Source organism: Varibaculum cambriense (genome assembly GCF_022133705.1).
GTDB lineage: Bacteria > Actinomycetota > Actinomycetes > Actinomycetales > Actinomycetaceae > Varibaculum > Varibaculum cambriense_A.
The window spans coordinates 1-24,216 of the sequence record NZ_JAKNHJ010000002.1; the positions used below are offsets into that span (position 1 = coordinate 1).

Annotated in this window: 20 protein-coding genes; 14 read left to right on the forward strand and 6 right to left on the reverse strand. The window is 53.4% G+C overall.

Features of this window, described 5'->3' with window-relative positions:
* Window positions 1–144: 144 nt before the first annotated feature.
* From L0M99_RS00930 to L0M99_RS00945, 4 genes are all read right to left on the reverse strand, one after another.
* Window positions 145–435 (reverse strand): WXG100 family type VII secretion target, encoded by a 291-nt coding sequence (locus tag L0M99_RS00930; protein WP_024059522.1) that lies wholly within the window; start codon window positions 433–435, stop codon window positions 145–147.
* Between the two features lie 217 nt (window positions 436–652).
* Window positions 653–1,786: an HD domain-containing protein gene (locus L0M99_RS00935; RefSeq protein ID WP_024059521.1), complete on the reverse strand. Its 1,134-nt coding sequence runs from the start codon at window positions 1,784–1,786 to the stop codon at window positions 653–655.
* Between the two features lie 98 nt (window positions 1,787–1,884).
* Window positions 1,885–3,525: a sensor histidine kinase gene (locus L0M99_RS00940; protein WP_024059520.1), complete on the reverse strand. Its 1,641-nt coding sequence runs from the start codon at window positions 3,523–3,525 to the stop codon at window positions 1,885–1,887.
* Window positions 3,525–4,229, reverse strand: a complete 705-nt coding sequence (locus L0M99_RS00945; protein WP_024059519.1) for a response regulator transcription factor — start codon at window positions 4,227–4,229, stop codon at window positions 3,525–3,527. The genes L0M99_RS00940 and L0M99_RS00945 overlap by 1 nt, the downstream gene beginning before the upstream one ends.
* A 148-nt stretch (window positions 4,230–4,377) precedes the next feature.
* Between L0M99_RS00945 and L0M99_RS00950 the strand changes: the two genes are divergently transcribed.
* The 8 genes from L0M99_RS00950 (at window position 4,378) to L0M99_RS00985 (ending at window position 15,255) form a co-directional block, all read left to right on the forward strand.
* A complete protein-coding gene (locus tag L0M99_RS00950) occupies window positions 4,378–5,229 on the forward strand; it encodes a pantoate--beta-alanine ligase (protein ID WP_024059518.1) in 852 nt (283 codons plus the stop codon).
* Window positions 5,230–5,279: 50 nt separating this feature from the next.
* Window positions 5,280–6,821, forward strand: coding sequence for a lysine--tRNA ligase (lysS, locus tag L0M99_RS00955; RefSeq protein WP_024059517.1), 1,542 nt, complete (start codon window positions 5,280–5,282; stop codon window positions 6,819–6,821).
* Window positions 6,822–6,897: 76 nt separating this feature from the next.
* The gene (locus L0M99_RS00960) at window positions 6,898–8,085 is read left to right on the forward strand and encodes a cobalamin-independent methionine synthase II family protein (protein WP_024059516.1); all 1,188 of its coding nucleotides are present in this window, start codon (window positions 6,898–6,900) and stop codon (window positions 8,083–8,085) included.
* A gap of 19 nt (window positions 8,086–8,104) precedes the next feature.
* Window positions 8,105–9,289 (forward strand): mannose-6-phosphate isomerase, class I, encoded by a 1,185-nt coding sequence (gene manA / locus L0M99_RS00965; protein WP_024059515.1) that lies wholly within the window; start codon window positions 8,105–8,107, stop codon window positions 9,287–9,289.
* A complete protein-coding gene (locus tag L0M99_RS00970; RefSeq protein WP_024059514.1) occupies window positions 9,289–10,065 on the forward strand; it encodes a TIGR03089 family protein in 777 nt (258 codons plus the stop codon). The genes manA and L0M99_RS00970 overlap by 1 nt, the downstream gene beginning before the upstream one ends.
* 129 nt (window positions 10,066–10,194) lie before the next feature.
* Window positions 10,195–10,488, forward strand: coding sequence for a WhiB family transcriptional regulator (locus tag L0M99_RS00975; RefSeq protein ID WP_022864340.1), 294 nt, complete (start codon window positions 10,195–10,197; stop codon window positions 10,486–10,488).
* 4 nt (window positions 10,489–10,492) lie between these two features.
* Window positions 10,493–13,930: a glycosyltransferase gene (locus L0M99_RS00980; RefSeq protein WP_024059513.1), complete on the forward strand. Its 3,438-nt coding sequence runs from the start codon at window positions 10,493–10,495 to the stop codon at window positions 13,928–13,930.
* Window positions 13,927–15,255, forward strand: coding sequence for a DUF5719 family protein (locus L0M99_RS00985; protein WP_024059512.1), 1,329 nt, complete (start codon window positions 13,927–13,929; stop codon window positions 15,253–15,255). The genes L0M99_RS00980 and L0M99_RS00985 overlap by 4 nt, the downstream gene beginning before the upstream one ends.
* 81 nt (window positions 15,256–15,336) lie before the next feature.
* Here L0M99_RS00985 and L0M99_RS00990 read toward each other — a convergent pair whose 3' ends face one another.
* Window positions 15,337–15,687, reverse strand: a complete 351-nt coding sequence (locus tag L0M99_RS00990; RefSeq protein ID WP_238127504.1) for a metallopeptidase family protein — start codon at window positions 15,685–15,687, stop codon at window positions 15,337–15,339.
* A gap of 131 nt (window positions 15,688–15,818) precedes the next feature.
* Here L0M99_RS00990 and L0M99_RS00995 point away from each other — a divergent pair, with 131 nt between their 5' ends.
* The 6 genes from L0M99_RS00995 to hpf all read left to right on the forward strand — a co-directional run bounded on the left by L0M99_RS00995 (window position 15,819) and on the right by hpf (window position 22,554).
* Window positions 15,819–16,286 (forward strand): DUF3499 domain-containing protein, encoded by a 468-nt coding sequence (locus L0M99_RS00995; protein ID WP_038109249.1) that lies wholly within the window; start codon window positions 15,819–15,821, stop codon window positions 16,284–16,286.
* Between the two features lie 104 nt (window positions 16,287–16,390).
* Window positions 16,391–17,074, forward strand: coding sequence for an MtrAB system response regulator MtrA (gene mtrA / locus L0M99_RS01000; RefSeq protein WP_038109247.1), 684 nt, complete (start codon window positions 16,391–16,393; stop codon window positions 17,072–17,074).
* A 6-nt stretch (window positions 17,075–17,080) separates the two neighbouring features.
* Complete coding sequence (gene mtrB / locus L0M99_RS01005; RefSeq protein ID WP_024059508.1) at window positions 17,081–19,057, forward strand: MtrAB system histidine kinase MtrB; 1,977 nt, start codon at window positions 17,081–17,083, stop codon at window positions 19,055–19,057.
* Window positions 19,054–20,838 (forward strand): LpqB family beta-propeller domain-containing protein, encoded by a 1,785-nt coding sequence (locus L0M99_RS01010; RefSeq protein WP_238127472.1) that lies wholly within the window; start codon window positions 19,054–19,056, stop codon window positions 20,836–20,838. The genes mtrB and L0M99_RS01010 overlap by 4 nt, the downstream gene beginning before the upstream one ends.
* Before the next feature lie 529 nt (window positions 20,839–21,367).
* The gene (locus L0M99_RS01015; RefSeq protein ID WP_238127473.1) at window positions 21,368–21,736 is read left to right on the forward strand and encodes a ComF family protein; all 369 of its coding nucleotides are present in this window, start codon (window positions 21,368–21,370) and stop codon (window positions 21,734–21,736) included.
* Between the two features lie 149 nt (window positions 21,737–21,885).
* The gene (gene hpf / locus L0M99_RS01020; protein WP_024059505.1) at window positions 21,886–22,554 is read left to right on the forward strand and encodes a ribosome hibernation-promoting factor, HPF/YfiA family; all 669 of its coding nucleotides are present in this window, start codon (window positions 21,886–21,888) and stop codon (window positions 22,552–22,554) included.
* A 162-nt stretch (window positions 22,555–22,716) separates the two neighbouring features.
* Here hpf and L0M99_RS01025 read toward each other — a convergent pair whose 3' ends face one another.
* Window positions 22,717–24,159: a threonine/serine ThrE exporter family protein gene (locus L0M99_RS01025; RefSeq protein ID WP_024059504.1), complete on the reverse strand. Its 1,443-nt coding sequence runs from the start codon at window positions 24,157–24,159 to the stop codon at window positions 22,717–22,719.
* Window positions 24,160–24,216: the final 57 nt, after the last annotated feature.

Genomic DNA, 24,216 nt, shown 5'->3' on the forward strand with positions numbered 1-24,216 from the left:
CCCCCCCCCCCCCCCCCCCCCCCCCCCCCCCCCCCCCCCCCCCCCCCCCCCCCCCTTGTCTATCCATTTTGGGGTGCATGCGGGCTAATGCCCATTTCCGGCTCCATATTCGGGTTAATACCCAAGTTAACCCGCGGTTAGGTATTAACCGGCGAACATGGCGGCCGCCCCACTTTCAGCTTCTTCGTAACTTACAGAGGCAGCCTGCAAGGCCTGACCAATAGAATCTAAAGCCGCCTCCATCTGGGCTTGCGCCGCGCGCCAGCGAGTTGCGCAATCCGCAAAGGAGCTAGCAGCTGCCCCGGTCCAAGATCCTTGCAGAGCCTGCACTTGCGCCATCATGGCAGCGGCATCGGTGCGCAGTTGCCCGGCGATTGCTGCTGCCTGAGCTCCGGCTGCCGATACTTGCCCGGAATCTACATTGAACTGTGCCATCTTGGTTTCTCCTTAAAATAACTGATTGATTGGCTATCGCCCTCAATCTAGAACCTGACTAGCCCCGCTCAAACCTGCCCGATAATAGTTTCAGAAAACTAAATCCTTAGCTGATCCTGGGGACAAAATAATAGCCAGGGGCAGGGCTCATAAAGGTTGCCATCGGAAGATCGAATCATCTGGTGCCGGTAATTTTGGACGACCAGAAAAGTAATCCCTAAAATTCGGTCAGCGAATCCTCGTCATCAGCGGAAGAATACATGGTCTCTTCTACATCTTCATCTGTGGAGACGGTCGGTGTTTCTTCCTCTTCAAATTCTTCTTTCTCGGGTTCGGTGCGGCGATAATCGTCATTTTTAATAGTGACTTTCCGCATCGTAAAAGTGGAAAACTGGTCAGCCACATTTTCCATTGAAGAAAGACCATTTTCGCTATCATTATCGACATTTTCAGCTTGTAAGCGGGCGCTGCGCGCTTCCAGGTCTTTTCTCTCGGTCGCCGAAATCTTTCTTAGGGGAGTCGTTAAAGAACTCGGGTTTTCTCCCCCGTTTAGAATAGGTCGTCGCGCAACTGTCCGCGGGGATGCCCTCTTGATAACCACAGTCTCGGAAGTATCTGCGCTGCGGGTTTTTTCTTTACTGCGAGGACGCAGGCCGGAACGCTCTTTCCCGGAAGTATTCCCGGGGATCAACGTCGATAGCTTCGCGTATTCGCCCTCTAGATTTTGCCGGGCGGCATTTTCGTTACCGCTGCCCAAAGGAGAAAGAAAAATAGCATCGCGCGCCAATAACTTTGAGATTAGTGACCGGCGTAACCGCGCATAGCGCAGCGGTTCCATAGTGTCCATTTCCGCTTGCATTAACTGGCAATAGCCTCGGTAATCCTGAGGAGAAGCTCCCAGATACGACATGGAGGCGTCAACGAATACACAGGCGTCCAGATCATCGGGCGGTGGCTGGCGCCCTTCCAGCATTAAAATCAATTCCCCGACCCGGGTAGCCAGCTCTTTTGGTAGTCCCATTTCTGCGAGGCGGGTAAGCGCAAAATCAGCCGAGGCGGGATAGTTTTCGTAGTTAGTAGTGTTTTTTGCGCGTGTTTGCGACTGGGTAATTACTCCGTGATACCAGGCGGCAACCGTTAATACCGCTGGCTGTTGGGAAGTGTTCGTATAATGATCCAAACAGGTAAGCAGACGGATTAAATGGTTCTTGGTATGGAATTGGCGCCCGGCAGACTGCCACATTTGCAGCAGCTTATCCGCTTCTTTGCGCAATAGGGTATCGTCGGTGATCCCCAGCTCTCGCATAGCTTTGACGAATCCCGTCTGCAGCCAAGATGGCGCACCTGGCATAGCCTTCGTACCCCCGACGATTGAGTGTTGCAGTGGTTATCCTACGGCTAAAATCGCTTTAGAGAAAATACAATCAAAAACAGCCCCCGCAGCTGCAACTATGCTTCGATATTTTTCGGCATATCGGGCTGTGTGCTTCGCGTAGCTTTCTTTCCCGCGCCTTTCTTAAAAACTTTTGCGATTTTCTTACTCGCTTTTTTCTGGACGGCAGGAGGAGGTAGCGCCGGGAAAGACATTCGTATCGTTAGCCCCCCGCCGGCAGTGGGCAGCGCCTGGGCAGTTCCGCCATGCACCGCGGCGATAGCCGCCACGATCGAGAGACCCAGACCGGTACCGCCGGTTTGCCGCGAACGCGAACCGTCACGGCGGTAAAAGCGTCCAAAAATCTCCTCAAGTTCTTCTTCGGGAACTCCCTCGCCGTGATCACGTACTTCTAATACTGCTTCACCAGAGTTAATCCCGGCCAAGATTTCTACCGGTACCTGGGGGTTGGTGTAGCGTTCCACATTGCCGATTAGATTGGTCATCACTTGGGTTAGTTGATCGCGATCGGCTAACACCAGGGCGCTTTCCCCCTCATCTAACTCCAATGCGGAGCCATCTAGATGGAGTAAACTAATGTCTCGCTCTGGCGAAAGTGCCGATAAATCTAATGCTCCTGCCGCCGCTATCCGGTAAAGATCTACCGCCTCCATTTTTATTTTCCGTCCTTCGTCCAGACGCGCAAGCTTTAGTAGATCCTCTACCAGAAGTCCCATCCGGGTGGCTTCTGACTCGATTCGCCCCATAACTTCTTCCACCCGCTCGGGGGGTACCCCGCCCATTCTGTACAGTTCCCCGTATCCGCGGATGGCTGCTAAGGGGGTGCGTAACTCGTGAGAAGCATCAGAAACAAACTGGCGGACTTTTTGCTCGTTACGCTTTTGAGTAACAATAGTTTCTTCAATCCGAGAAAGCATAAAGTTGAGCGCAGAAGCCAGCGAAAGCACTTCTCCGGCACGCACCTGGGATAAATCAATACGTTCGTGCAGGTCCCCCGAGGCGATTTTCCCGGCAACCTCCTCCATTTGCCGCAGAGGGCGCAGGGAGACTTGCACTAATACATAGGCTAAAACCCCGCCGACCAAAATAATGATGAGCGAAGTGCCCAGAACGTTAATCCCGGTAGCGGTAACTGTTTGGGTAACGGTTTGCAGCGGCAGCGCCACTATTAAGGTCCCGGTGATCTTGGGGGTTTGGTCGCTACGAATTGGCAGCATAATGGCGCGCCAAGATGAAGAGGATTCGCCTGCGATCGTAAAGGGCTTTTCCCACTTGATGTCGCGGGAACGCTCTGCCAGCTCTAGAGCTTTAGAGTCTGGGCGTCCTCTATCTACCGCCGCGGCAGAAGAGGTAGCTTCGGCTACCTGTCCGGCGTAGTTGACTCTCACAAAATAATTGGTGGGCTGATTGCCTTGGAAAGTCCCTTTATCTAGTAGATCTACTAAATCGTTAGTTTTTATCCGCGAGGCGGTAGCCTTCAGATTGGAATCTATCTGCGCGGTCAAATGCGAATGCAAGATCCCGAGCATGGCGGCTCCAGTTCCGCCCAGCCCGCCAGCCAGCAGTGCCATGATAACCAGCACTAAACGCCAGGTGAGCGGGATTCGTTGCCAATAGGTACGGTGCTGCTTGCTGTCTTTTGGCGCCGGATTATCCGCAGAAAACTGCTCTGCTTTACCGGGGACTTCTGGGGTCATTAGTGCTTTCCGGTGCGAATCATGTAGCCGATGCCCCGGCGGGTGGTGATGATATCTCCACATGACCCCGGCACATCTAGTTTGCGTCGCAGATAGGAAATATACGATTCCACAATCGCCGCTTCGCCGTTCCAGTCGTATTCCCACACGTGGTCGAGGATTTGGGCTTTCGAAACTACTCGCCCTTCGTTAATCATTAGGTAGCGTAGCAATTTGAATTCGGTAGGGGAGAGGTCGATTACTTGGCCGGCACGCCGGACTTCATGAGCGTCCTCGTCTAAAGCAATATCGGCCACCCGGATGACCGCGTCTTCACCCGCAAGCCCCCGGGTGCGTCGGAGGATTGCGTTAATCCGTGCCACCACTTCCTCGAGGCCGAAAGGTTTGGTTACGTAATCGTCCCCACCTACGGTCAGACCCTGAACTTTATCACTCATGTCGTCTTTTGCGGTCAGGAAAAGAATGGGGGTGGTGAAGCCATTTTCGCGCAGGCGGCGAGTGACAGTGAAGCCGTCCACGTCGGGCAACATTACGTCTAATACGATCAAATCCGGATCGGTAGATTCGGCCTGTTTTATCGCTTCGGAGCCGTCAGCAGCCGTGAAAACTTCGAATCCGGTATAGCGCAAGGAAGAGGCTAACAAATCGCGGATATTGGGTTCATCGTCTACTACTAGTAGGCGAGCAGTGTCATTAGCAGTCATAGCAGGAATTATTACCGAGAAAACTGGATGATAGCTGAATAGACTCTGACAGCTAGGTGGGTAAAAGCTTAGGGCGGGCAGGTGTTAATCTCGGCTCTCGACAGGTAGAATCAAGCCAGCAACAACAAGATAACCTGAGGGAAATAGCGTGAATAAAGCGAAAGAACCGCTGGTAGTACATGATCGTCAAACCTTGGAGCGGGTAGAAAGAAATGCCGGAACCGTGGGGCTGGTGGTCACTCGCGGTAACTGGCATCCCGGGCATCAGGCTGCTTTTGCTGAGGCCAGCGGGCGGGTAGATACCCTGGTGGCCTCGGTTTATACCGATCCGGTAGGGCCAGCCTTTGAGACTACCTCCGATATGATTAGCGCTGCGGATTTAGAGTTAGCGGCGCGCAGTGGGGTAGATATTATTTTCGCGCCCTCAACTGAGGCTTTTTACCCTTTCGGGGCGGCACTAACGGTGTTAGACCCCGGGCAGATTATCCGCCAATATGAAGGTGCGCACCACCCTGAGCAGGCACGCGATCGCCTAACCCAATTGGTGAAAATGTTGGGTATCGTCCGTCCTCATAAAGTATTTATCGGGCAATGCGATGCCCAGTTTTTAGCGGCGGTGCGCCTGGTGGTGCGGGATTTGGATATTCCGGTATCGGTAGAGGCGGTTCCTACTTTCCGGGATTTAGATGGACTCACCGTTTCCCAGATCACCCAGGCTCTTTCCCCTACGCAGCGCGAGGATGCTACTTACTTCGCGAAAGCCCTATTTGCGGGAGTGCAGGAGGCAGCATCCTCAGGCTCTGGGGCGGCAGTGCTTGCGGCAACCCGGCAGGCTCTGGGGGAAAGCGGCGCCGAAATTGAGTATCTTGATTTGGTCGATCCGATTTCCTTCGAATCCTGGCAGGCAGATGGCCCCAGCACTGCCTGCCTAATCGCAGCGGTAAAGCTAGGTGACATCCGTTTGAGCGATAACCAGTTAGTGGTACTTTCCCGTCCTTAAACCCGGGTTTAAGCTAGCGAGATTGAACCGGTTAACCGCTCATAGCTAACATGGAATGCGTGAGTGAAGCTAATAACCAAAGTGTGCCGGAACAGATTCGTATTCGCGCTGACAAACGTCAGCGCCTGATTGATGATGGTCGCAACCCCTATCCCATCGCAGTACCTATTACTCATACCCTGAGCCAGGTGCGGGAAAAATACCCGAACCTAGCAGCTGGGGAAGAAACTGAAGACTTCGTGGGGGTCGCCGGGAGGGTAGTGTTTTCCCGTAATACCGGTAAGCTCTGCTTCGTAACTTTGCAGCAAGGCGATGGCACTCGCTTGCAAGCTATGCTTTCTGCCGCCCAAGTGGGTAAAGATTCCCTCAGTGATTACAAAGCCGATGTAGATCTGGGGGATCACCTGTTTGTTTACGGACGGGTAATTGCCTCCAAACGCGGGGAGCTTTCGGTCATGGCACAGCCTGGTGAGGACGGACAACCCGCCTGGCAGCTCACTTCCAAGTCATTGCGTCCGCTGCCGAAAACTTTTAAGACCGAGGACGGGCAAGAGGTTTCTCTGTCTGAAGACCAGCGAGTGCGTCACCGGGAAGTAGATATGATCACCCGGGAAGCTGCTCGCGAAATGGTGCGCACCCGCGCGAAGGTGGTGGCTTCCCTGCGCGAAACTTTATCCGGGCAGGACTTTATCGAAGTGGAAACCCCGATGCTGCAAACTCTGCACGGTGGGGCAGCTGCCCGCCCCTTCGTCACTCATATGAACGCCTATGACACTGACCTGTATTTGCGGATCGCCCCGGAACTATTCTTAAAACGTTGCCTGGTAGGCGGGATTGATCGGGTTTTTGAAATCAACCGCAATTTCCGCAACGAAGGTGCAGATTCCTCGCATTCTCCCGAGTTCACCATGCTAGAGGCTTACCAGGCCTACGGGAATTATCGCCAGATTGCCGAACTTACCCGCCAGCTGGTGCAAAATGCGGCGCAGGCTGCCCTGGGAACTACCGTCGCAACCTTGCCGAACGGAGAATCTTATGACCTGGGGGGACAGTGGGAATGGATTGACCTGTATGGTTCCCTATCAGCGGCTTTGGGGCAAGAAATTACTCCGCGTACCCCTCGGGAAGAATTGGTGAAACTGGCTAAGGAGCGCGAGATTGAAGTCGAAAAGTTCTATTCTCCCGGCAAAATCGTGGAGCTGCTATGGGAAGAGGAAGTCGGGGACGCGCTCTATGCTCCCACTTTCGTAGCGGACTTCCCTGAAGACACCTCCCCACTGGTGAAATCACATCCCGAAAAACCCGGCCAGGTGCAAAAATGGGATCTGTATGTGCGCGGATTCGAGCTGGCTACCGGCTATTCGGAACTGAATGATCCGGTGATTCAGCGTGAACGTTTTGAAGCGCAATCTCTTGATGCCGCCAACGGCGACCCGGAAGCTATGCAAGTAGATGAAGAATTCCTGCAAGCGATTGAAGCGGGAATGCCGCCAGCTGGGGGCATGGGAATGGGGCTTGACCGCCTGCTAATGGCGATTACTGGTCTGGGGATTCGCGAAACCATTACTTTCCCGCTGGTAAAGCGGATTTAAATAGTCTGGTTGCGGCGGAAATCCGCCGGCACCCTCCAAAAATCTTATTGTTAAGTAACTAGGGAAGGGGATAATAATGCCCGTAAAAACTACCCATGTGGGGTCACTGCCGCGAACTCCGCAGCTGCTAGAAGCCAATAACCTGATGTCCGCTGGGAAAATCAGCCCCCAGCAGTTCGAAGAAATTATCGAACGCGCCTCCGCGGAAGTGGTAGCCAAGCAACGCGAAATCGGTATTGATATTGTCAATGAGGGCGAGTACGGACACGTTACCTCGGGGGCGGTCGACTATGGCGCCTGGTGGAACTATTCTTTCTCTCGCCTGGGGGGACTTACCCAAACCGATGAGGATCGTTGGGCAAAAACCGAGGTTATTCGCTCCGAGCCCGGCAATATCCGGCTTACTACTTTCACTGACCGGCGCGACCGCAACCTATTTCGCGAAGCCTATGAAGATCCGGACTCGGGAGTTCTCGGTAATCGCAACTCCGTAGGTAACCCGGTGATTACTGGTCCGCTTAGCTATATCGGGGCTGACGCTGCTCGCCGGGATGTAAATCTGTTGCTCAAAGGGCTGCAAGCTAATGGCCTGGATGCTTCTTCCGGCTTTATCGCCGCTCTTTCGCCCGGATCTTGCGCGCGGGTAGATAACCGTTATTACCGCACCGATGAGGAAGTAGTCTGGGCATGTGCGGATGCGATGCGCCAAGAATATAAGATCATCACCGATGCCGGTCTCACGGTGCAGATTGATGATCCCTCTATCGCGGAATCCTGGGATCAAATCAACCCGGAACCTTCGCTAGAGGACTACAAAAAGTTCATCGGGGTGCGCATCGAGGCTCTGAACTGGGCGTTAAAAGATATTCCTACTGAACTTACCCGTTTCCACGTGTGTTGGGGGTCTTGGCACGGTCCACACACTACCGATATTCCCTTCGCCGATATTGTGGAGGACGTGTTGCGGGTCGATGCGAGAGGCTACACTTTCGAGGCCTCTTCGCCGCGCCATGCCCATGAATGGCGTATTTGGCACGAATACCAGTTGCCGGCGGACAAGGTGCTCATCCCCGGCGTGGTATGTCATTCCACCAATATCGTGGAACATCCTCAGCTGGTAGCCGATAGGTTGTCGCGCTACGTGGCGGCAGTTGGCCCGGAGCGGGTAATCGCTTCTACTGACTGCGGGCTAGGCGGGCGCCTGCATTCCTCAATCGCCTGGGCGAAATTAGAGTCCCTGGTGGCTGGGGCACAGCTGGTTTAAGGCCGGGAGGGTTTCTACCTTGCTGAGGCTTTCCGGAGCGGTTAAAGATTACGCTTGGGGATCTCTCCGCGCTATCAGTGATTTCACGGGGATTGATTTTGAGGGTCGGCGAGTGGCCGAACTCTGGTTTGGTGCTCATAGAGGAGCGCAGACTCTGGCGGAAGCGAGTCCCCTTTCGGAAGTAATTGCCGCCGATCCTGCGGGGATGCTAGGGGAAGATGTTTCGGCGCGCTTTGATGGGCAGCTTCCCTTTCTGCTGAAGATAATTGCTCCCGAGCAGCCATTATCTTTACAAGTACATCCGGGAAAACAGCGGGCAGAGGCCGGTTTCCAAGCAGAAGAAGAAGCGGGAATTCCTCTAGATAGTCCGCGGCGAAACTATCGAGATCGTAACCATAAGCCGGAAATGATTTTCGCGCTTACCACTTTCGAGGCCTTCGCTGGGTTTCGCGCGCCGCGTCGGGCTAAAGAAGTCTTAGACAATTTGAATGCCCCGCTAGCACGGGAAATGCTAGAAACTTTGCGTGCCTATCCCGGTTATCGTGGTTTACGGGCAGTGGCGCGTAAACTTTTGGCGCCCTTAGATGAGGAACGCCGAATTCAAATAGAGGCGGTAATCACCGCTTGTCAAGATCGCTTAGATCGAGGCACTTCCCCCTCGCTGAGGGTAGACCGCCAGGCAGTAGCGCTCGCGCGTACCTATCCTGGTGATCCGGGAGCCGTCTTATCCTTGCTGCTTAACCCGGTTACTTTACGGGCGGGGGAGGCGCTTTTTATCCCTACCGGCGCGGTGCATGCCTATGTATCGGGATTGGGGATTGAGATCATGTCTGCTTCCGATAATGTGTTGCGTGCCGGGCTTACCCCTAAACATATTGATGCCGGTGAGGCCTTGCGGTGTATGGATTTTCACGGCGCGCCCCCGGTACGGATCGCTCCGGAAATGAATGGGCGAGGCACTGGGATCTACTATGCGCCAGTGGATGATTTCGAACTTTCAGTGTCCGAGATAACTGGTGGGGAATGGATTCCGATTCCCGGTTTCGGTCCGCGAATACTATTAGGGGTCTGCGGTGATTTAGAAGTCGGAGTTGGCGGGGAAGTAGAAACTATCTGTACCGGACAAGCAATTTTTGTTTCTGCAGCTGAGGGGACAGTGCGCGTGCGAGGAAACGGAAAACTAGTGCAGGCGGGAGTACCGTAATGGAGATTAAATCTTTTTGGGATAACTCTTGGGTCAGTGCCCTGTTGGGTTACTCTTCTCCTTGCCTTACCTGGTACGGACAGGATCGTATAGAGCTCTCGGGGCAGGTAGTCAATAACTGGGTTACGAAGACTCAAAATCTTTTGGCCGGTGACCTAGCAGCCGAACCTGGCGGGGTTTTAGCTCTGGGATTGGGGCTTTCCTGGCGTGATCTCCTGTGGCGAATCGCCGGGTGGGGGTTAGGGCTCACGGTGAAGAATCTGACAGCTGATGCCCCTGGCAGTAAAGAGCTGGCAGATCTGATTGCAGATCCGGATCTGGTTGCCTGTGCAATCAGCGACCCGGCGGCCGGCTCTGGCTTTGTGGAAAGCGGAATTGAAACCTATCTTGTCAGCCTGTCTCCGCTGGCTTGGCGTTACCCGGAGGCTTTGCCCGCCGGATTACTAGACGGTAACCGGGAAGTGCTCGCTCAAGCTGATCAACTACTGTTCCCTTTACCTAGTGAAAACTTTGCGTTGGCAGATACCGATTTTCGGGTAAGCGTAGACGGAAAAGCAATCGCAGATTTTTCCCGCTGGTGTGAACAAAAGGTTCCGGGGCGCCGAATCTTGATCAAAGTAGCTGAGGATGCGACTCCACAATCCTTGGCGCTGGTGGTCGGGCAGATTTGGCGTTATCAGGGCGCAGCAGTAGTCCTAGAGCCAAATTGTGGGGAAATCGAGAAAATTTCTTCTGTGGAACATATTGCGGAATTTATTGAACTGAACTGCAGGTAGATAAGATTTCTAATCTTTAATAAGCGCAGATGCTACAAAAAATCTATACCATTTTTTTGGGTGACTTCCCCGAATGACACGCTTGTAGTTTATACTCTTATAGACACCTATTTTTGCGAGGAGATTAATATGTGGAACATTTTTGGCGAGGGACCCATCTCGTCTAATCCGCAATCCTGGCAAATTGGGCAGGATGACCAAGGCCCCCTCTCCTGGCAAGAACAAGCGTTATGTGCCCAAACCGACCCCGAGGCGTTTTTCCCCGAAAAAGGGGGTTCTACTCGGGAAGCCAAAGCGGTTTGTGAGCTCTGCGAGGTTCGCGATGAATGCCTCAGTTATGCCTTAGAAAATGATGAACGCTTCGGAATCTGGGGCGGTCTTTCAGAACGGGAACGGCGCAGATTGCGGCGCAATGTAGGGTAGCCCAGTGGCCTGTGCCTCTGAACCAACCGCTTCCTACCAGCATCCCAGCGTTCAGGTTTTTATCGCCACGCGGGGTCTTACTCCCTACCTGAAACAAACTTTAACCGCGCTGCGTGCATGCCGTTACCCCATAACCTCCTTGGTAGTCGTAGATACTGCCGCTGATACTACCCTCACTCCCGCTCAGCTGCGTCCCTATGCGCCTCTACATTATTCCCAGGTAAAAGCCAATAACTTGGGGCAGGCGGTACGCCTTGCCCGCGCCAACAATCTGGAGGCCGTCGACTATCTGTGGATGCTGCATGATGACTCTGCCCCTGACCCGGAATGTCTGGGGCAACTTGTCCAAGCGTTCGAGAACTCGACTACCTTGGGGATTGCCGGTCCGAAAGCCCTGGATTGGGATAAACCGGAAACGCTGGCCTCGGTAGGTATCCACGCTACTCGGGGCGGCGAGCGCCTTACTCCTTTCGATCCGGGCGAGGTTGACCAGGGGCAATATGACGGTATCAGTGATGTGCTGGCGGTAGGAACCGCAGGACTATTGATAAAAGCCCAGCTTTGGGATCGTTTGCGGGGTACTAACCCGCTGCTAGGAAAATTTACTGAAGGATTAGAACTGGGACGGCGCGCGCGCATGGCTGGCTACCGCGTTTGCCTGGTGCCAGCAGCCCGTATTTACCACGCGCAAGCCGGACTCTTCGGGTTACGCGAATATCTGGAGCATCAAGACTCCGCTAGTGGGATTGCCGATACCAGGAACGAAGATACCGAGGAGAAGCAGGATACAAAGTCTCCCGGAGTAGGCAACCAGGTGGAAACGCCAGCGGATAAGTCCGCGCCGCTAACGGAAAACCTGTTGACAGCGCAGGCGCCCTCATCACCAATGGGGAGCAGGCAGGAGGATCGACAAAAAGAGCGTATCCAAGGGGAAGAGGAAAACGCCACTGAGGATTACGAACAGCTGGACACTGAAGAGGATGGGCAGCCGGCAGAACCGGATTCTCCCGTTCCTCACCAGCCAGTTTACGTTTATGATCCGGTTCCGGTTACCCCACTGGTTCTAGAGGCTCCCCGGGAAAAAGAAAACTCCTATCCGGAGCGGCGCGCCGATAAGTACCTCTATCGTGCCCTAACTATCAGCTCGGTGCTTCTGCCATTATGGCTTTGTTTACTACCTCTAAAATCGCTGATGATAGCCCTGATGTGGGTGCTACGCTCTGCAGGTCAGCGAGCAGCAATAGAGCTCAAGGCGGCGAACCGAGTATGGGGATCGCTAGGGAAAATCCTGGCGGCGCGGCGGATTCAGCGGCGACAATCCCAGATCTCGCGGCGCGAACTTGCCCGCCTGGAAGTACCAGCTAGCAGGGTACGGGAAAACCGGCGTCTGATTCGGCGGGTAGACCGCGAAAGCGGACAGGAAGTGCTCAAACTAGGGACAGTAGCGAAATCCCAGTTGGACAAGGTAACTTGGCACGCCCAAATCATCGCGTGGCTACTCGCCCTCTTCTTCCTTAGTATTAGTCTTTTCGGGATGCGAGATTTCCTTGGTGGAATGCACGGAGGATTCTGGAGTGTTCTGCCCGGAAGCTGGCATGACTTTTGGATATTGGCAACCAACTCTTGGCGTACTTTTTCTACGGGGATTATCGGTCTCCCGGATCCGATTGCCTATCCGCTGCTGGCTATTACCGCGCCTTTCGCTATTTTCGGCATTGCTCCCACCACCGTATTGCGTTGGTTACTGGTTTTGTCCCCACTGGGCGCGGGAATGGGTGCCTGGCTGGCATCGGCAGCCCTAACCCGAGTAAATTCGGTGCGTGCCCTGATCGCTCTTAGCTGGGGCGCAGCGCTGCCGTTCTTGGTTAGTGTGCAGGCAGGAAATATTGCTGCTGTCCTCGGCCATGTCTTCCTTCCTCTGGCAGTATGGGGAATTATTTCGTTCTTTGACCTGCGACGTCCCTACCTGCTGGCGGGAGTGCTGGGAACAGAGACTTATCTACCAAACTATTCGCGCCGCCTCCCCGCCGGCCTTGCAGCGCTATCCCTAGTAGCGGTGAGCGCCGCCGCCCCCTGGCTGTGGTTAGCTGCCTTAGTGTTCGTACTAGTTTGCAGCCTGAGCGTAACGGTAAAGAAGCATTTACCCTGGCGGCGTAGCTGTGCTTACCTGGGAGGCGGACTAGCGATACTGGTTCCCGCCTTGGTAACGCTCTTACCGTCTTTTATTTGGGCGTTACGTACCCATAGCATGCGAGCATATCTATTCCTGACGCCCTCGGCGCCTACCCCAATAGTAATTCGCTCTCAGCTGCAGCTTTGGGGGCAAATACTATCTGGCGTTCCGTTATATCTTGGAATAGCTGCTCTCAGTTGCGTGGCAATAGCCGCGGGCGGAGCTTTATTTACCGGACGAGAGTTACTGGCCACCCGTATAGCGTGGGCATTTACCCTGGCAAGCGTGGTAATCGGAATGCTTGCGCTGACACAAACAGTGGCTCCCGGACAAAGTCCCTGGCTGCTTTCGGTATTTTCGGTAGCGCTAATGGGACTACTGGTGTCCACCTCGCTGGGATGGAGTGCGATCCAGCCTCCCAAACGGCTGCGTTACCTGCTGGCAAGCTTAGTTACGCTGGCGCTGGTACTTCCTCTGGCTACCATAGCTACCTGGGCGCTGCCCTCGGCGAATACTCCCTTGCAGGCCGGTTCTGACCGCTCACCAGTCGCGTTTTCGATTTTATCGGCATCGGAGAAACGAACCCGGATGCTGCTGATAGATAAAGACGGGGATCGCTACCAGGTGGCGATGCGCCGGGAAGCCGGACCGGGACTACTGGCCACCAACTGGCAGATTCGAACCCAATCCCCTGCCCAACACACTTCCCCCGAAAGTGGGGTGCTGGCGGCGCTAGTAGCGGGAAATGACCGCCAAGCTGCAACCAAGTGCGCAGATTTAGCGGTAGAACAGTTACTGGTTACTAAGCAAGCCGCCGCTGACGGACTGGACTCCAAACTCATCTCTTCCAGCTATTTTCATCCGGTAGCTACCAATGATGATTACAGTGTGTGGCGTCTGGACACTTCCAGTTTTATTCCCGCTCGCTCCGATGCGCGAGTGAGAATCGGTGACGGAAAGCGCCAAGAAACGGTTCCGGCAGCAGTGCTAAGTGCAAAGAAGTCTCTCGCGCCCTCCTCGAAGAAACGTGAGCTTTTACTGGCAGAATCAGCTTCGCCGGCCTGGAAAGCCCAAATAGCTGGGCGGGATCTTCAGGCTCGATCTAAGGGAGGGCTGCAAAGTTTTACTATTCCGGCCGGCGGGTCCGGAAATCTCCAAGTCTACTTCGCTAGTCCAGGACGTTATCTGGTGATAGGACTATTCCTGCTGGTTTACCTCGGTGCTGTAGCCACCTGCCTGCCGTTGGGGGACAGGAGGAAACAAAAATGAAAAAACCCGCCTTTAAATCTGTGGTTTCCCTGTTCTCGGCGCTAGCGATTCTGCTAGCTGCCTTGGCGCTTGCTTTGCTGATTCCCAAAACGCTTCCCGCCACCTCTAGTCCTAGTAATGGCGACCGCGAGGTGGCAGTTCCGGCAGGAATCCAGCAAGTTATCTGCCCGACTTTGCCCGGAGAGGGCGCGAAGGCCTGGGTGGAAGGGATCTCGGAAACGGGATCTGCGCCGCTAACCGATGCATCCGGGAACGCGCTGGCAAAGGACGCTGCTCACTCAGTGGGTAAATCTGGGTTGACACTACAGGTGAAACCAGTAGCAGGTAAAAATGCCGCTGCCTTGGGATATGTTAGCAGCAACGGGAAAGAGGACGAGAACGGATTTTTCGCGGGCCTGTGCGCTGCCCCCACTAATCGCGCCTATTTTCTGACTCCCGGCACTACCACCGGAAATGCTTCTACTTTGCATTTGCTTAACCCGTCCGGAGCGCCCCTTACTGCTCGGATTCAGATTTGGACGGAACAGGGTCCCTTGGCAGCTAAAGTCACGCAAAATATCCCTGCCCGCGCTAGCAGCTCTCTGGTTTTAGATGGGCAAGCTCCCGGGTATAACCGGCTCGGGGTGCTAGTAGAGGCCGAGGGGAAGGGGGTGAGCTCTTGGGTCAGTTCCACTTTGGCGACTGGAGCCCAAAAGGCTGGCGCTGTGCATTCGCCGGCTCTAGCCGCCCCTTCCCAAGAAGTACTGATTCCAGCAGCTAAAATTACTGGTAAATCCAGTTTGCGGGTGCTGAATCCCAGTAGGGAAGTGGCGAATTTGCAGGTATCCCTCCTGGATGTAAAAGGGGAAACCCCGGTGCCCGCCCCCAATAAGTTGCAGGTCGCTACAGGAGCAGTTTTCGATATTCCTCTGGCAGGAGTAAAAGACGGCCTGGCTGCGGTCAAGGTTAAATCAGATCAACCGGTAGTGGCCGCGGTCTTCGCCCCGGAGACCTATGCAAAGAAGGATACGCTGGCAGTTTATCCCTCTGTGTCGCCCAGTACTTCGGGAGCAGTGCTGAGTAATCAACAGGCGGCTAATCTGGCTTTCGAAAGCGGGAAAGAACAAAAAATTGTTTTATCTTCCGCCGGGAAAACCCAGGAGGTAGCGGTAAAACCGGGCGTGTTGACCTTAGTGAAAGTACCTGCGGGTGTTTGGCAATGGCAAAGTGAAAATGCGCTGCACGCCGGTCAGCTGGTGGGAGATCCTGCCGGAACTTTTCGAACTATTGGGGTCGGAAAAGCAGCTAGGGAAATAGCTGCGATTACAGTAAAAACTAACCCCTAGCCGCTAATAAGGGTCGCAATTGGGTAAATCCTGGCTAAAAGTATCCCAAATATACTGTTCGAAAAATTCTTGCGCTAATAACTAGAAGTATCCGGGGAATACCTCTTCGGGTAAACAGCCAATTTCAGTACTGAGGTGTTCCGCCAGCACCGCTTTAACTGCTTGTTCTAGTTCCTGACCGCTGCGACAACGCCACTGGATCGGCAAGCGGTAAACCACAATTCGAGTAGCCAGCTTCCCGCCCTTATCTGCGGGAAATAACCGTCCTAAGACCGCCTGTGGAGATTCCCAGTCAGCTGGATCCGAAGGAGGAATATCTTCCACCCCAAATTCGATACGGTTTACTACCTCATGCTTGCGGGCAGCCTGGGTAGCCAAATCCACTACCAGCTGATCAAATTTTTCCCGCCGCGTCCTCCAAGCTGGGATCATCGGCAAGAAAGTCACTCCTCGTGCTCCGCGCCCGTGGCGATCTCGCCTATTTCGTGTCAAACCCCTCACGAGAACGCACCTTACCGCGAGTTAGACTTGGGTTTTATTTCCCGCGCCGCTAACGTGCAATTGTGCGGGTAACTAGATCTTGTTCAAAAAATGGCTGCAACCAGGTGGCAGCCGCTACTTTAACCTATGTGTATAAGGATTCCACTGCTGTCCTTGGCCCCCTTGCTACCCAGGCAGAACCGCACGCCTATGATCTTTGCGCCGAACACGCAAACAATTTGACCGCTCCTCGGGGTTGGCAGGTTGTTCGGTTAGCCAGTGAGTTTACTCCTGCCGAGCCCAGTGATGACGATTTAGAGGCCTTGGCAAATGTGGTGCGGGAAGCTTCTAAGCGGCGACATCTTCCCACTGCGAAAGTAAATAAGAACTGGGATGGGCGGCTGAGCCCCGAAGCCACCAGCGGAGGCCGCGGACATGTAGGGCACGAGTACGATGCGAGCGTTAAACAGGGACTGACTGCGGAGCGTCGTAAAGTGCAAGAGCAGCGCCGCGGACATTTACGCCTCCTACCGGGAGGATTGCCGGATTAAACCAGCCAATAGGTTACACATAGATTCTACCGATCGAGCCTATAAATAAAGCAACAGTCTAGCAATAGCGCCAAAAAATGCATCGGCGTGGCACAATAGAATTCATGACCGTGAAAATTTTGGTAGTGGACGACGATGAGGCACTTGCAGAGATGGTGGGCATTGTGATGTCAACCGAGGGCTATAAGTCAGTGTTTTGTCATCACGGTGATCAGGCTTTTGATATTTTTCAGGAAAGTCAACCGGATTTGGTGTTGTTAGACGTAATGCTGCCCGGCAAAGACGGAGTGGAAATCTGCCGACAGATTCGCACCGTATCCGATCTGCCGATTATCATGCTCACCGCTAAATCAGATACAGCCGATGTGGTGGCAGGGCTAGAAGCGGGAGCCGATGACTATATCCCCAAACCTTTTAAACCCAAAGAACTGGTAGCCAGGATTAAAGCGCGGTTGCGGGGACGTACTAGCGAGGGTCAGGACGAGGACGTAGATCTGGGGGATCTTCATATCAACGTGGCGGCTCACGAAGTTTTCCGTGGCAATGAACGTATCGATCTGACTCCTTTAGAATTCGATTTATTGCTAACCTTGGCGCGCTCGCCGTGGAAAGCTTTTAGCCGGGAAGAATTATTAGAAGATATTTGGGGATACCGTCACGCGAATACTGATACTCGTTTAGTGAATGTGCACGTGCAGCGGCTGCGAGCCAAGATTGAAGAAGACCCGGAACATCCCAAGATTGTGCGCACCGTGCGAGGAGTTGGCTACCGTGCTGGAGGCAACTAGGCGGCTATGAGCAGCCAACCCCCAGCCCAGGAGGCAGCGGTCAAAGAATCATCCGGCAGCTTTTGGGGATTGCTGCGGGACAAACAATGGCGATCGGCTTTTAGCTACCTGGGAAACCAAGTCGCGAACTGGCCGATAGTGCGTTTTTTTCTGTCTTCGATTTCTGCGCGACTAACCGCACTAATGGCATTGGCCACCGCGATGATGATGATCATCTTGATTGTTTCCGTAACCTCGCATGTATCTAATGGGGTTTTTCAAAAACGTTTAAATATTGTGCTGCAAGATGCATCTTTGCGCACAGAAAGTTTGCAATCTGCTTTTGATGCCACGGTGACCGATTCCGTCAGTGGGGTACAAGATGCGGCCTATACCTTAATGTCAGATCAACGAGATGCCTTGACCGGTGCAGGCGGGGTAGGAGCGATGCTGCTGCGGGATCCAAATGAGACTCGCCCCCTAGCGATCAACGAAATTATTGACCCGGAACAACGCGTTTTAATCACTCCGCAGTTACGGAAAGCGGTTGAGCAAAAGGGCGGACTTCACTGGCAATCAGTGTCTTTGAAAAACTCGCAAGAGCAGAAAACTCCCGGTATCATTGTGGGTTCGCGAGTGTTTCTACCTGTGGTGGGTAGCTATGAATTCTATATGGTCTATTCCTTAGCCTATGAGCAACAAACCATTTATATGGTGAACCAGGTACTAATTTTTGGAACAGTGGTGCTGCTCGGGGTGTTAACAGTCCTGATGGCAGCGGTTTCTTATTCGACTATGGCGCCTGCGCGGCGAGCAGCAAAAGCAGCGCGCAAAGTCTCGGCCGGTAATCTGCAGATTCACCTGCCGGTACGCGGTAGGGATGAGTTAGCACAGCTATCCCAAGCGTTAAACGATATGGCCAGCTATCTGCGAGAACAGATTAGCGACTACGAAGAGCTGTCAACTTTACAGCAGCGATTTGTATCTGATGTTTCCCATGAGCTACGTACCCCGCTAGCCACTATTAGGATGGCGTCCGATTTGATTTATGATGAACGCGACCAGCTTTCGCCGACTAATGCCCGCTCCGCCACGATTCTGCACCGCCAAGTTGACCGTTTCGACAAAATGCTGGCGGATCTCATTGAGATTTCCCGAATTGATGCCTCCGTGGCCAAGCTTTCATTATCCGAGGTAAATCTGGGTTCTTTAGCGAGTGGAATTCTAGATTCTAATCGCACTCTCGCAGAAAACATGGGAGTAGAGGTAGTTTTAGAAACCTACGGGGATACCGTGGCGCAGGTAGATGAAACTCGCGTCAGCCGGATTGCCCAAAACTTGCTGGTGAACGCGATCGAGTTCGCGGAAGGTAAACCAGTGAAGGTTACAGTCGCCGGTTCAAAAACCGCAGTGGCTTTGCAGATCCGCGATCATGGTGCCGGTATGACTGACGCGGTTGCGCAACATGTTTTCGATCGTTTTTACCGGGCGGATCCTTCCCGTAAACGTACCACTGGCGGTACCGGCCTGGGGCTCGCAATTTCTGCCGAGGACGCGGCTTTGCACTCCGGATTACTCACGGTTTTATCCTGCCCCCAGCAAGGTTCTGCTTTTACTCTGCTATTGCCCCGCCAGCAGGGAGAAGAAATTGCGGATTTGCCAGAAGAAGTTGAAAACCAGGATTTGATTACCGCTCGCTCCCAGTGGGCTATCGACCATCCAGAAGACATTATTTTGTCGGAGGATCTAGAGGATACTGCTTTGGAAGTGCGCCACTTGGAGGCGAGTGACAGCCCTCAGCAGGAAATTCCCGTGAGTGCAGCAGACAGCCTACCCCGAATGCCGGCTGAGCTGCCTGCCGATATGAAAGAGTCAACTGCCGCTCAGCCATTGCCGCATATGCCAGCGCCCGACACGGTGATTGATGTTCAAGAGCGGATTAAGAATCTGGAAGGTGATGACGCTGCGCAAACCAGCCCGGAGGGAAAGGCAGAGACTCAATGAACTGGTTTAGTCGTGAGCTTCGGCATTGGGAAAAGCAATTGCTGCGGAGGTGGCGAAAAGATTTACCCGCGTCTTTGCGAAAGTCTGCTGCGTCCTCGAAAACCTTAAGAAATGGGAAAATCAGCGGGAGGAAGCGGCTTCGCTTGGGGATCCTGTGTACCTGCCTAGCTTTCACTTTGGCGGCTTGTGCATCCCTTCCTGACGCCGGGCCGGTGCATGAAGGCGAGGTGAATCCGGATTCTCGTAACCCGCTCGCCCAGTTGGCTACGGGACCGATTGATGGATCAACTCCCGAAAAACTACTGGCGGATTTCCAACAGGCCTGTGCCGCAGGTACTTACGATGACTATGGAATTGCTAAACAGTTCCTAACCTCTGGTACTCGTCGCAGTTGGCAACCGAAAACTCAAGTAACCGTGCTGAAACCGAAGACGGAACTAAAAATAGTTTTTGCTGATGGATCGAAATTGGCTACCGGAAGTGGACAACCGGTATTGCGGGTCAACAAAGTGGGAATGAGGCAGAGTTTCCGGCAAGAGGAAACCGTTAAATACGAGTTGACGAAGGAGGGCGGACAGTGGCGGATCAGTTCGCTGCCTGACGGAGTGGTGTTAACCAATACGGCGTTTAAGAATGCTTATTCGAAGCGAAACGTTTACTACTGGTCGAGTGATCATCGCTTTTTAATTCCTGATCCCCGGTGGGTGCCGCGTAAGAACATTGCCCAATACTTGCTGACGGCACTGTTTTCTGCCCCTACCATTGATCTTGAAGGTGCGGTGAGTGCGACAGAGCCGATCACCAAGATTCCTTCTAACTTGGTTACTATGCAAGGTCGCAAAGCCATGGTCGAACTGCCCGACACTTTGCGATTACGTTCTGAAACGGAAATGGCAAGGATATATCAGCAAGTAAATGCCACTTTATTGGGGATTGCTGGGATTGATGAGGTTACAGTTTCGCAAAACGGTAAAGCTCTACCGGATCCTGCTGAGCAGTCAGCCCCGGTAAAGAAACAGATGATGCTGGGGGTTAAGAATGGGGCAGTAATCGAGGAATCCGATACCCGCTCCGGGGTATTTACAACGGCACAAGACCTGGGCGGGGAAATTACTTGGCCTACTCCCGGGCCAGTCGGCACTGATTTCCAGGTAGCGATTCGCGGGGGCAAAGAACTGGTACGCTTGCAACGCGGAAAAGCCCCCCAGGTTCTTTACCGAGGCGAGAATCTGCGGGTTCCGCAAGTTGACCCTTGGGGCTGGGCATGGACTGGGGACGCTTCCAAACCCGGGGATATGGTGGCAGTAAATAGCCATTTTCAGGTGGCGCGAGTGAAAATCTCTGAGGGTGAAAACTGGAAAATCCCGTTTTTTGCGCTCAGTGCTCCCGGGGTACGCGGCCTAATCTTATGGCAGGTGGGATACAGTTTCCAAGGTAGAATGGCAACCGTGATCCGAGCAGAAGATGGCACCCCTACCCAGATAAAGGTGGGCAAGCTAGGTACCGATATCTTGTCTGAGGTAGCTTCGGCAGCTTGGATTGATTCGGGCCAGGTAGCAGTTCTACAGTCCGGAGGTAACCCGAAAATACAGGTGCTGGCGGTGAACTCGTACGATGAAACCTTTGAGGCGGCGCCGAAGTCTCAATACTTGGTGCCCAATCCTTCCAACGGGAATGTGCAGGTAGTTAACGAGCTAGGAACGCGGCTGGGGCATATCCAACAGTCGTGGCGAGTACTCGGAAATGGGGTTTCTTATCCCGCATTTGCGGCAAGCAGTTAGCGTTAACATCAGTTCGCGTCTAGTTTCAGATTTTTCTTAGCTTTGATGGTTTCAGGTGCTTTGGTTCCCAAGGCCAAGCGCTCCAAGTTTTCCAGAGAGAATTTTTTTCTGAAAACATCACTGCAGTTGAAGCTAGCAAGCTGTATCTATGGCAGACCATCTTCTTTCCAGCCATCCTCAAAAACTATCTACTCTAGTCGGAGCGCAGGTGGCTAAAACCTATCGAGATTTTTCTACCTTGATATTTCCGGAGAGTTGCCCCGGTTGTGGGCAGTTGGATACCCGGTTATGTGATCGGTGTAGAGGGATATTTTTGCGCGCTCCCATAACAGTTAGTGCAGCTATTCCCCTTGATGCAGGTATAAATGAGATTTGGACTCTCAGCGTTTACCGGGGTTCAGCTCGCAAAGTTGTATTGGCGATGAAGCACTCGCGATCTGCCTATTACCAAGAGCTACCACTCTTTTTTGGAGCGGCAGCCGGTAAGAGCCTCGCTGCCAGTTTTCGGAGGCCGGTTATAGTATGTCCTGTGCCGTCAACTTTTCGGTTTGGCAAAACTGCGATCTCTTCTACCGCTGGCAGGTTGGCTGCCGGAATTGCCTCCTCGTTGGAGGCCGAAGGGGTAGCAGTAGGGTTATCGGGCTTGTTAGAGCTCAAAGCAGGTAGTAAAAAGCAGGCGGGACGCAGTTTTGAGGAGCGGGTTCGCGGGCGGACAGGAAGTATGCGGCTGGCAGCGGGGGCAGATTTTGATTTTAGTAAGGAAGTGTTGCTAGTCGATGACGTGATTACCACGGGAGCGACCATTCGGGAGGCAGCTCGGGTAATAAATGGGGAACACGCACAGGTGAAAGCAGTGTTCTCATTTAGCGTAGCGGAAGGCAGCCTCAAAACCCCTTAATCATTCCCGGTAATGCGGTAAAATTTTGGTACTTGAAAAGCCCAAAGATGGGCGAAAGGGGGTGGTAGCTGCAATCACCGCGACCGGAATGATCCGGATCGCATCGATTCGGGATCTTTGATCCCCATACTGTGCCCTGGAGGACACCAATGGAAATTATCGTTGAAGCACGAAATGCTGAAATCCACCCCAATTTCCGCCAATATGCCGAGGAAAAAGTCGCTAAGGTTGAACAGTTTTATCCGCGAGTACAGCGGGTAAATGTGGAACTCACTCACGAACCAAATCAGCGGCAAGCAGATACTTCCGAGAAAGTGGAACTGACAGTTTTCGGAAAGGGGCCGATTATTCGCGCTGAGGCCAGTTCTTCTGACCGTTACGCCTCAGTAGATATTGCTTGTGGCAAACTATATGAGCGGCTGCGTCGCGCCCGTGACCGGGCTAAGGATCATCGTCGCCACCGGGATTCGCACCGTCAAGAAGAGCCTTTAAAGATTGAGGAACTCAATTTGAAAGATGCGGCGAAGGCGGTCACCCCGAAAGATGATGAGTTTTCTCCCGATATTGCGCGCGAGAGGAAAATCGGGGTAGCTGATGAAAGCCAATTAGGCGATTCTCCAGTGGTGGTGCGGCAAAAACTACACGAAGCATCAGTGATGACTGTTAGTGAGGCGCTCTACCAAATGGAACTGGTAGGACACCCGTTCTTCGTGTTCATCGATTCCGAAACCATGCAACCGTGCGCGGTCTATCACCGTCGTGGCTGGACTTATGGGGTTATTCGCCTGGATGCCACCGCGACTCCCCGGGAAAAATAGTCGCCGTAGTTGCCGATTATTTGCATTTAGTGACTAGTAGCTAGCTAGAACAGTTGGTTTTTAATCTATAGCCCGTGGCCTAGACACCTAGGAACAGGTAATAAATCCAGAAAATCAGGAGGGGGTCGCTGACGATCGTCAGCGACCCCCTCCAACTATTAGTCAGCGCATCTGGAAACGGCGATTGCCGTCATTCCACCCAGTTTTTTCCAACAGCCGGGGCTGCGCGGTATCACGGTCAATGCGCCAGCCGGGATCAGTGAGCATTCTAGAAATCGCTAGCCCCACTCCGATGGATAAAACCACAAAAAACACTTGGACAAGAGCGGCGGTGGCTTGGGGAATATCACCATTCGAAAGGTGAGTAATCGCGGCGTAGAGGGGCACTCCGGGAATCATAATCACCACTGCGGGCACTGTCAGTGAGGTACGGGAGAACCGGAAACCGCTGAGGCGAGAAATAAAATGTGCCACGATCCCAATAGTTAAAGCCGCCAGACCTACAGCTGCCTGCGGTAGCATTCCCTGTGACACCAGAAACAGTCGTCCCACATTGGCAAATCCCGCAACCAGGGCAGCGCAAATTGCCACTTGCGGGCGGATGGAAAACAGCACGGCGAAACCAAAAGAAGCCACCACCGAACAGGTAAATTGCAGCAAGTATAGAGCTACTCCGGTGACCGGGAAAGCCGTGGGTGGGTCAATATGCCACTGAAATAAGGTGGCAATCATCCAAACCGATATTCCGGCTGAAATCACCAACATAATAACGTAGGTCATGCGGGAAATCCCGGCTAGGAAATCCATTCTTACCAAGTCTAATATCGCGGTTACCAGCGGGAATCCTGGAACCAGAAACAATACTGCGGAAATAATTCCTTGCGGGTGGCCAACCGAAACCAGCCCAGTCAACACCAATGCTTGACTAACTCCCATGTAGATCAAGGAAGCAAGCAGACCACAAAGCATCCACACTCCAAAATGGTTGGCGTGACGTTTTAGCATCGCGCGGCGCAATATCTGTCCGCAAAGAGCCGCAATCGCCACCACTAAGCATTCGACCAGTCCGCCCCGGTTAAGGAAACAAAAGCCTGCGCAGGCAACCCCGGAGGCTAGGCAGTTAATAACGGCAGGATAAGGCGGCTTGCGGTGGACAATTTCGTCGATACGCTGTTGGGCGTCCTCCACTAGCAGCCCCGGTTTTAAAGCGCGTACAAACAGGCGTAAATCATCTAGTCGCGCAGCGTTAGTCCCGAATGTACGTTGCTCATGAGACTCAGTTCGGAAAGTTCCATGAGCATAAACCGAGGTGACTATCTCGGAAAAAGTTACTTGCGAGTGTTGCGCTTCAATCCCGACAGCGTTGGCCAGCCTGGCCATCGAAAATTTAACCAGATAGGCACTAGCACCCGCCGCTAACAGAGTGCGTCCCAGGTGGGTTACTACTCCAGATTGGGCAGCTAGCCGGTCGCGTAAGGCGCGAAGCTCGTCATGCTCGCTACCGTGGGGATTAAGAGTATCCCCTTTGGACTGGCGTAAAGCGTCGTCTGAGGAAGATTCGTGTCTGTCAGCACTGATGTTGTTTTGGGCGGATTCTTGCTTCATAAGATAATTATCTCCCCGCACCTCCGCAAGTATCCAGGACGAAAGAGTTAAATCAGG

Bases quoted from the DNA above. Each gene is read 5' to 3' on its own strand.
- L0M99_RS00930 (WP_024059522.1), bottom strand. From the start codon at position 435: ATGGCACAGTTCAATGTAGATTCCGGGCAAGTATCGGCAGCCGGAGCT.
- L0M99_RS00935 (WP_024059521.1), bottom strand. From the start codon at position 1,786: ATGCCAGGTGCGCCATCTTGGCTGCAGACGGGATTCGTCAAAGCTATG.
- L0M99_RS00940 (WP_024059520.1), bottom strand. From the start codon at position 3,525: ATGACCCCAGAAGTCCCCGGTAAAGCAGAGCAGTTTTCTGCGGATAAT.
- L0M99_RS00945 (WP_024059519.1), bottom strand. From the start codon at position 4,229: ATGACTGCTAATGACACTGCTCGCCTACTAGTAGTAGACGATGAACCC.
- lysS (WP_024059517.1), top strand. From the start codon at position 5,280: ATGGAATGCGTGAGTGAAGCTAATAACCAAAGTGTGCCGGAACAGATT.
- L0M99_RS00960 (WP_024059516.1), top strand. From the start codon at position 6,898: ATGCCCGTAAAAACTACCCATGTGGGGTCACTGCCGCGAACTCCGCAG.
- L0M99_RS00970 (WP_024059514.1), top strand. From the start codon at position 9,289: ATGGAGATTAAATCTTTTTGGGATAACTCTTGGGTCAGTGCCCTGTTG.
- L0M99_RS00975 (WP_022864340.1), top strand. From the start codon at position 10,195: ATGTGGAACATTTTTGGCGAGGGACCCATCTCGTCTAATCCGCAATCC.
- L0M99_RS00985 (WP_024059512.1), top strand. From the start codon at position 13,927: ATGAAAAAACCCGCCTTTAAATCTGTGGTTTCCCTGTTCTCGGCGCTA.
- L0M99_RS00990 (WP_238127504.1), bottom strand. From the start codon at position 15,687: ATGATCCCAGCTTGGAGGACGCGGCGGGAAAAATTTGATCAGCTGGTA.
- mtrA (WP_038109247.1), top strand. From the start codon at position 16,391: ATGACCGTGAAAATTTTGGTAGTGGACGACGATGAGGCACTTGCAGAG.
- mtrB (WP_024059508.1), top strand. From the start codon at position 17,081: ATGAGCAGCCAACCCCCAGCCCAGGAGGCAGCGGTCAAAGAATCATCC.
- L0M99_RS01010 (WP_238127472.1), top strand. From the start codon at position 19,054: ATGAACTGGTTTAGTCGTGAGCTTCGGCATTGGGAAAAGCAATTGCTG.
- hpf (WP_024059505.1), top strand. From the start codon at position 21,886: ATGGAAATTATCGTTGAAGCACGAAATGCTGAAATCCACCCCAATTTC.
- L0M99_RS01025 (WP_024059504.1), bottom strand. From the start codon at position 24,159: ATGAAGCAAGAATCCGCCCAAAACAACATCAGTGCTGACAGACACGAA.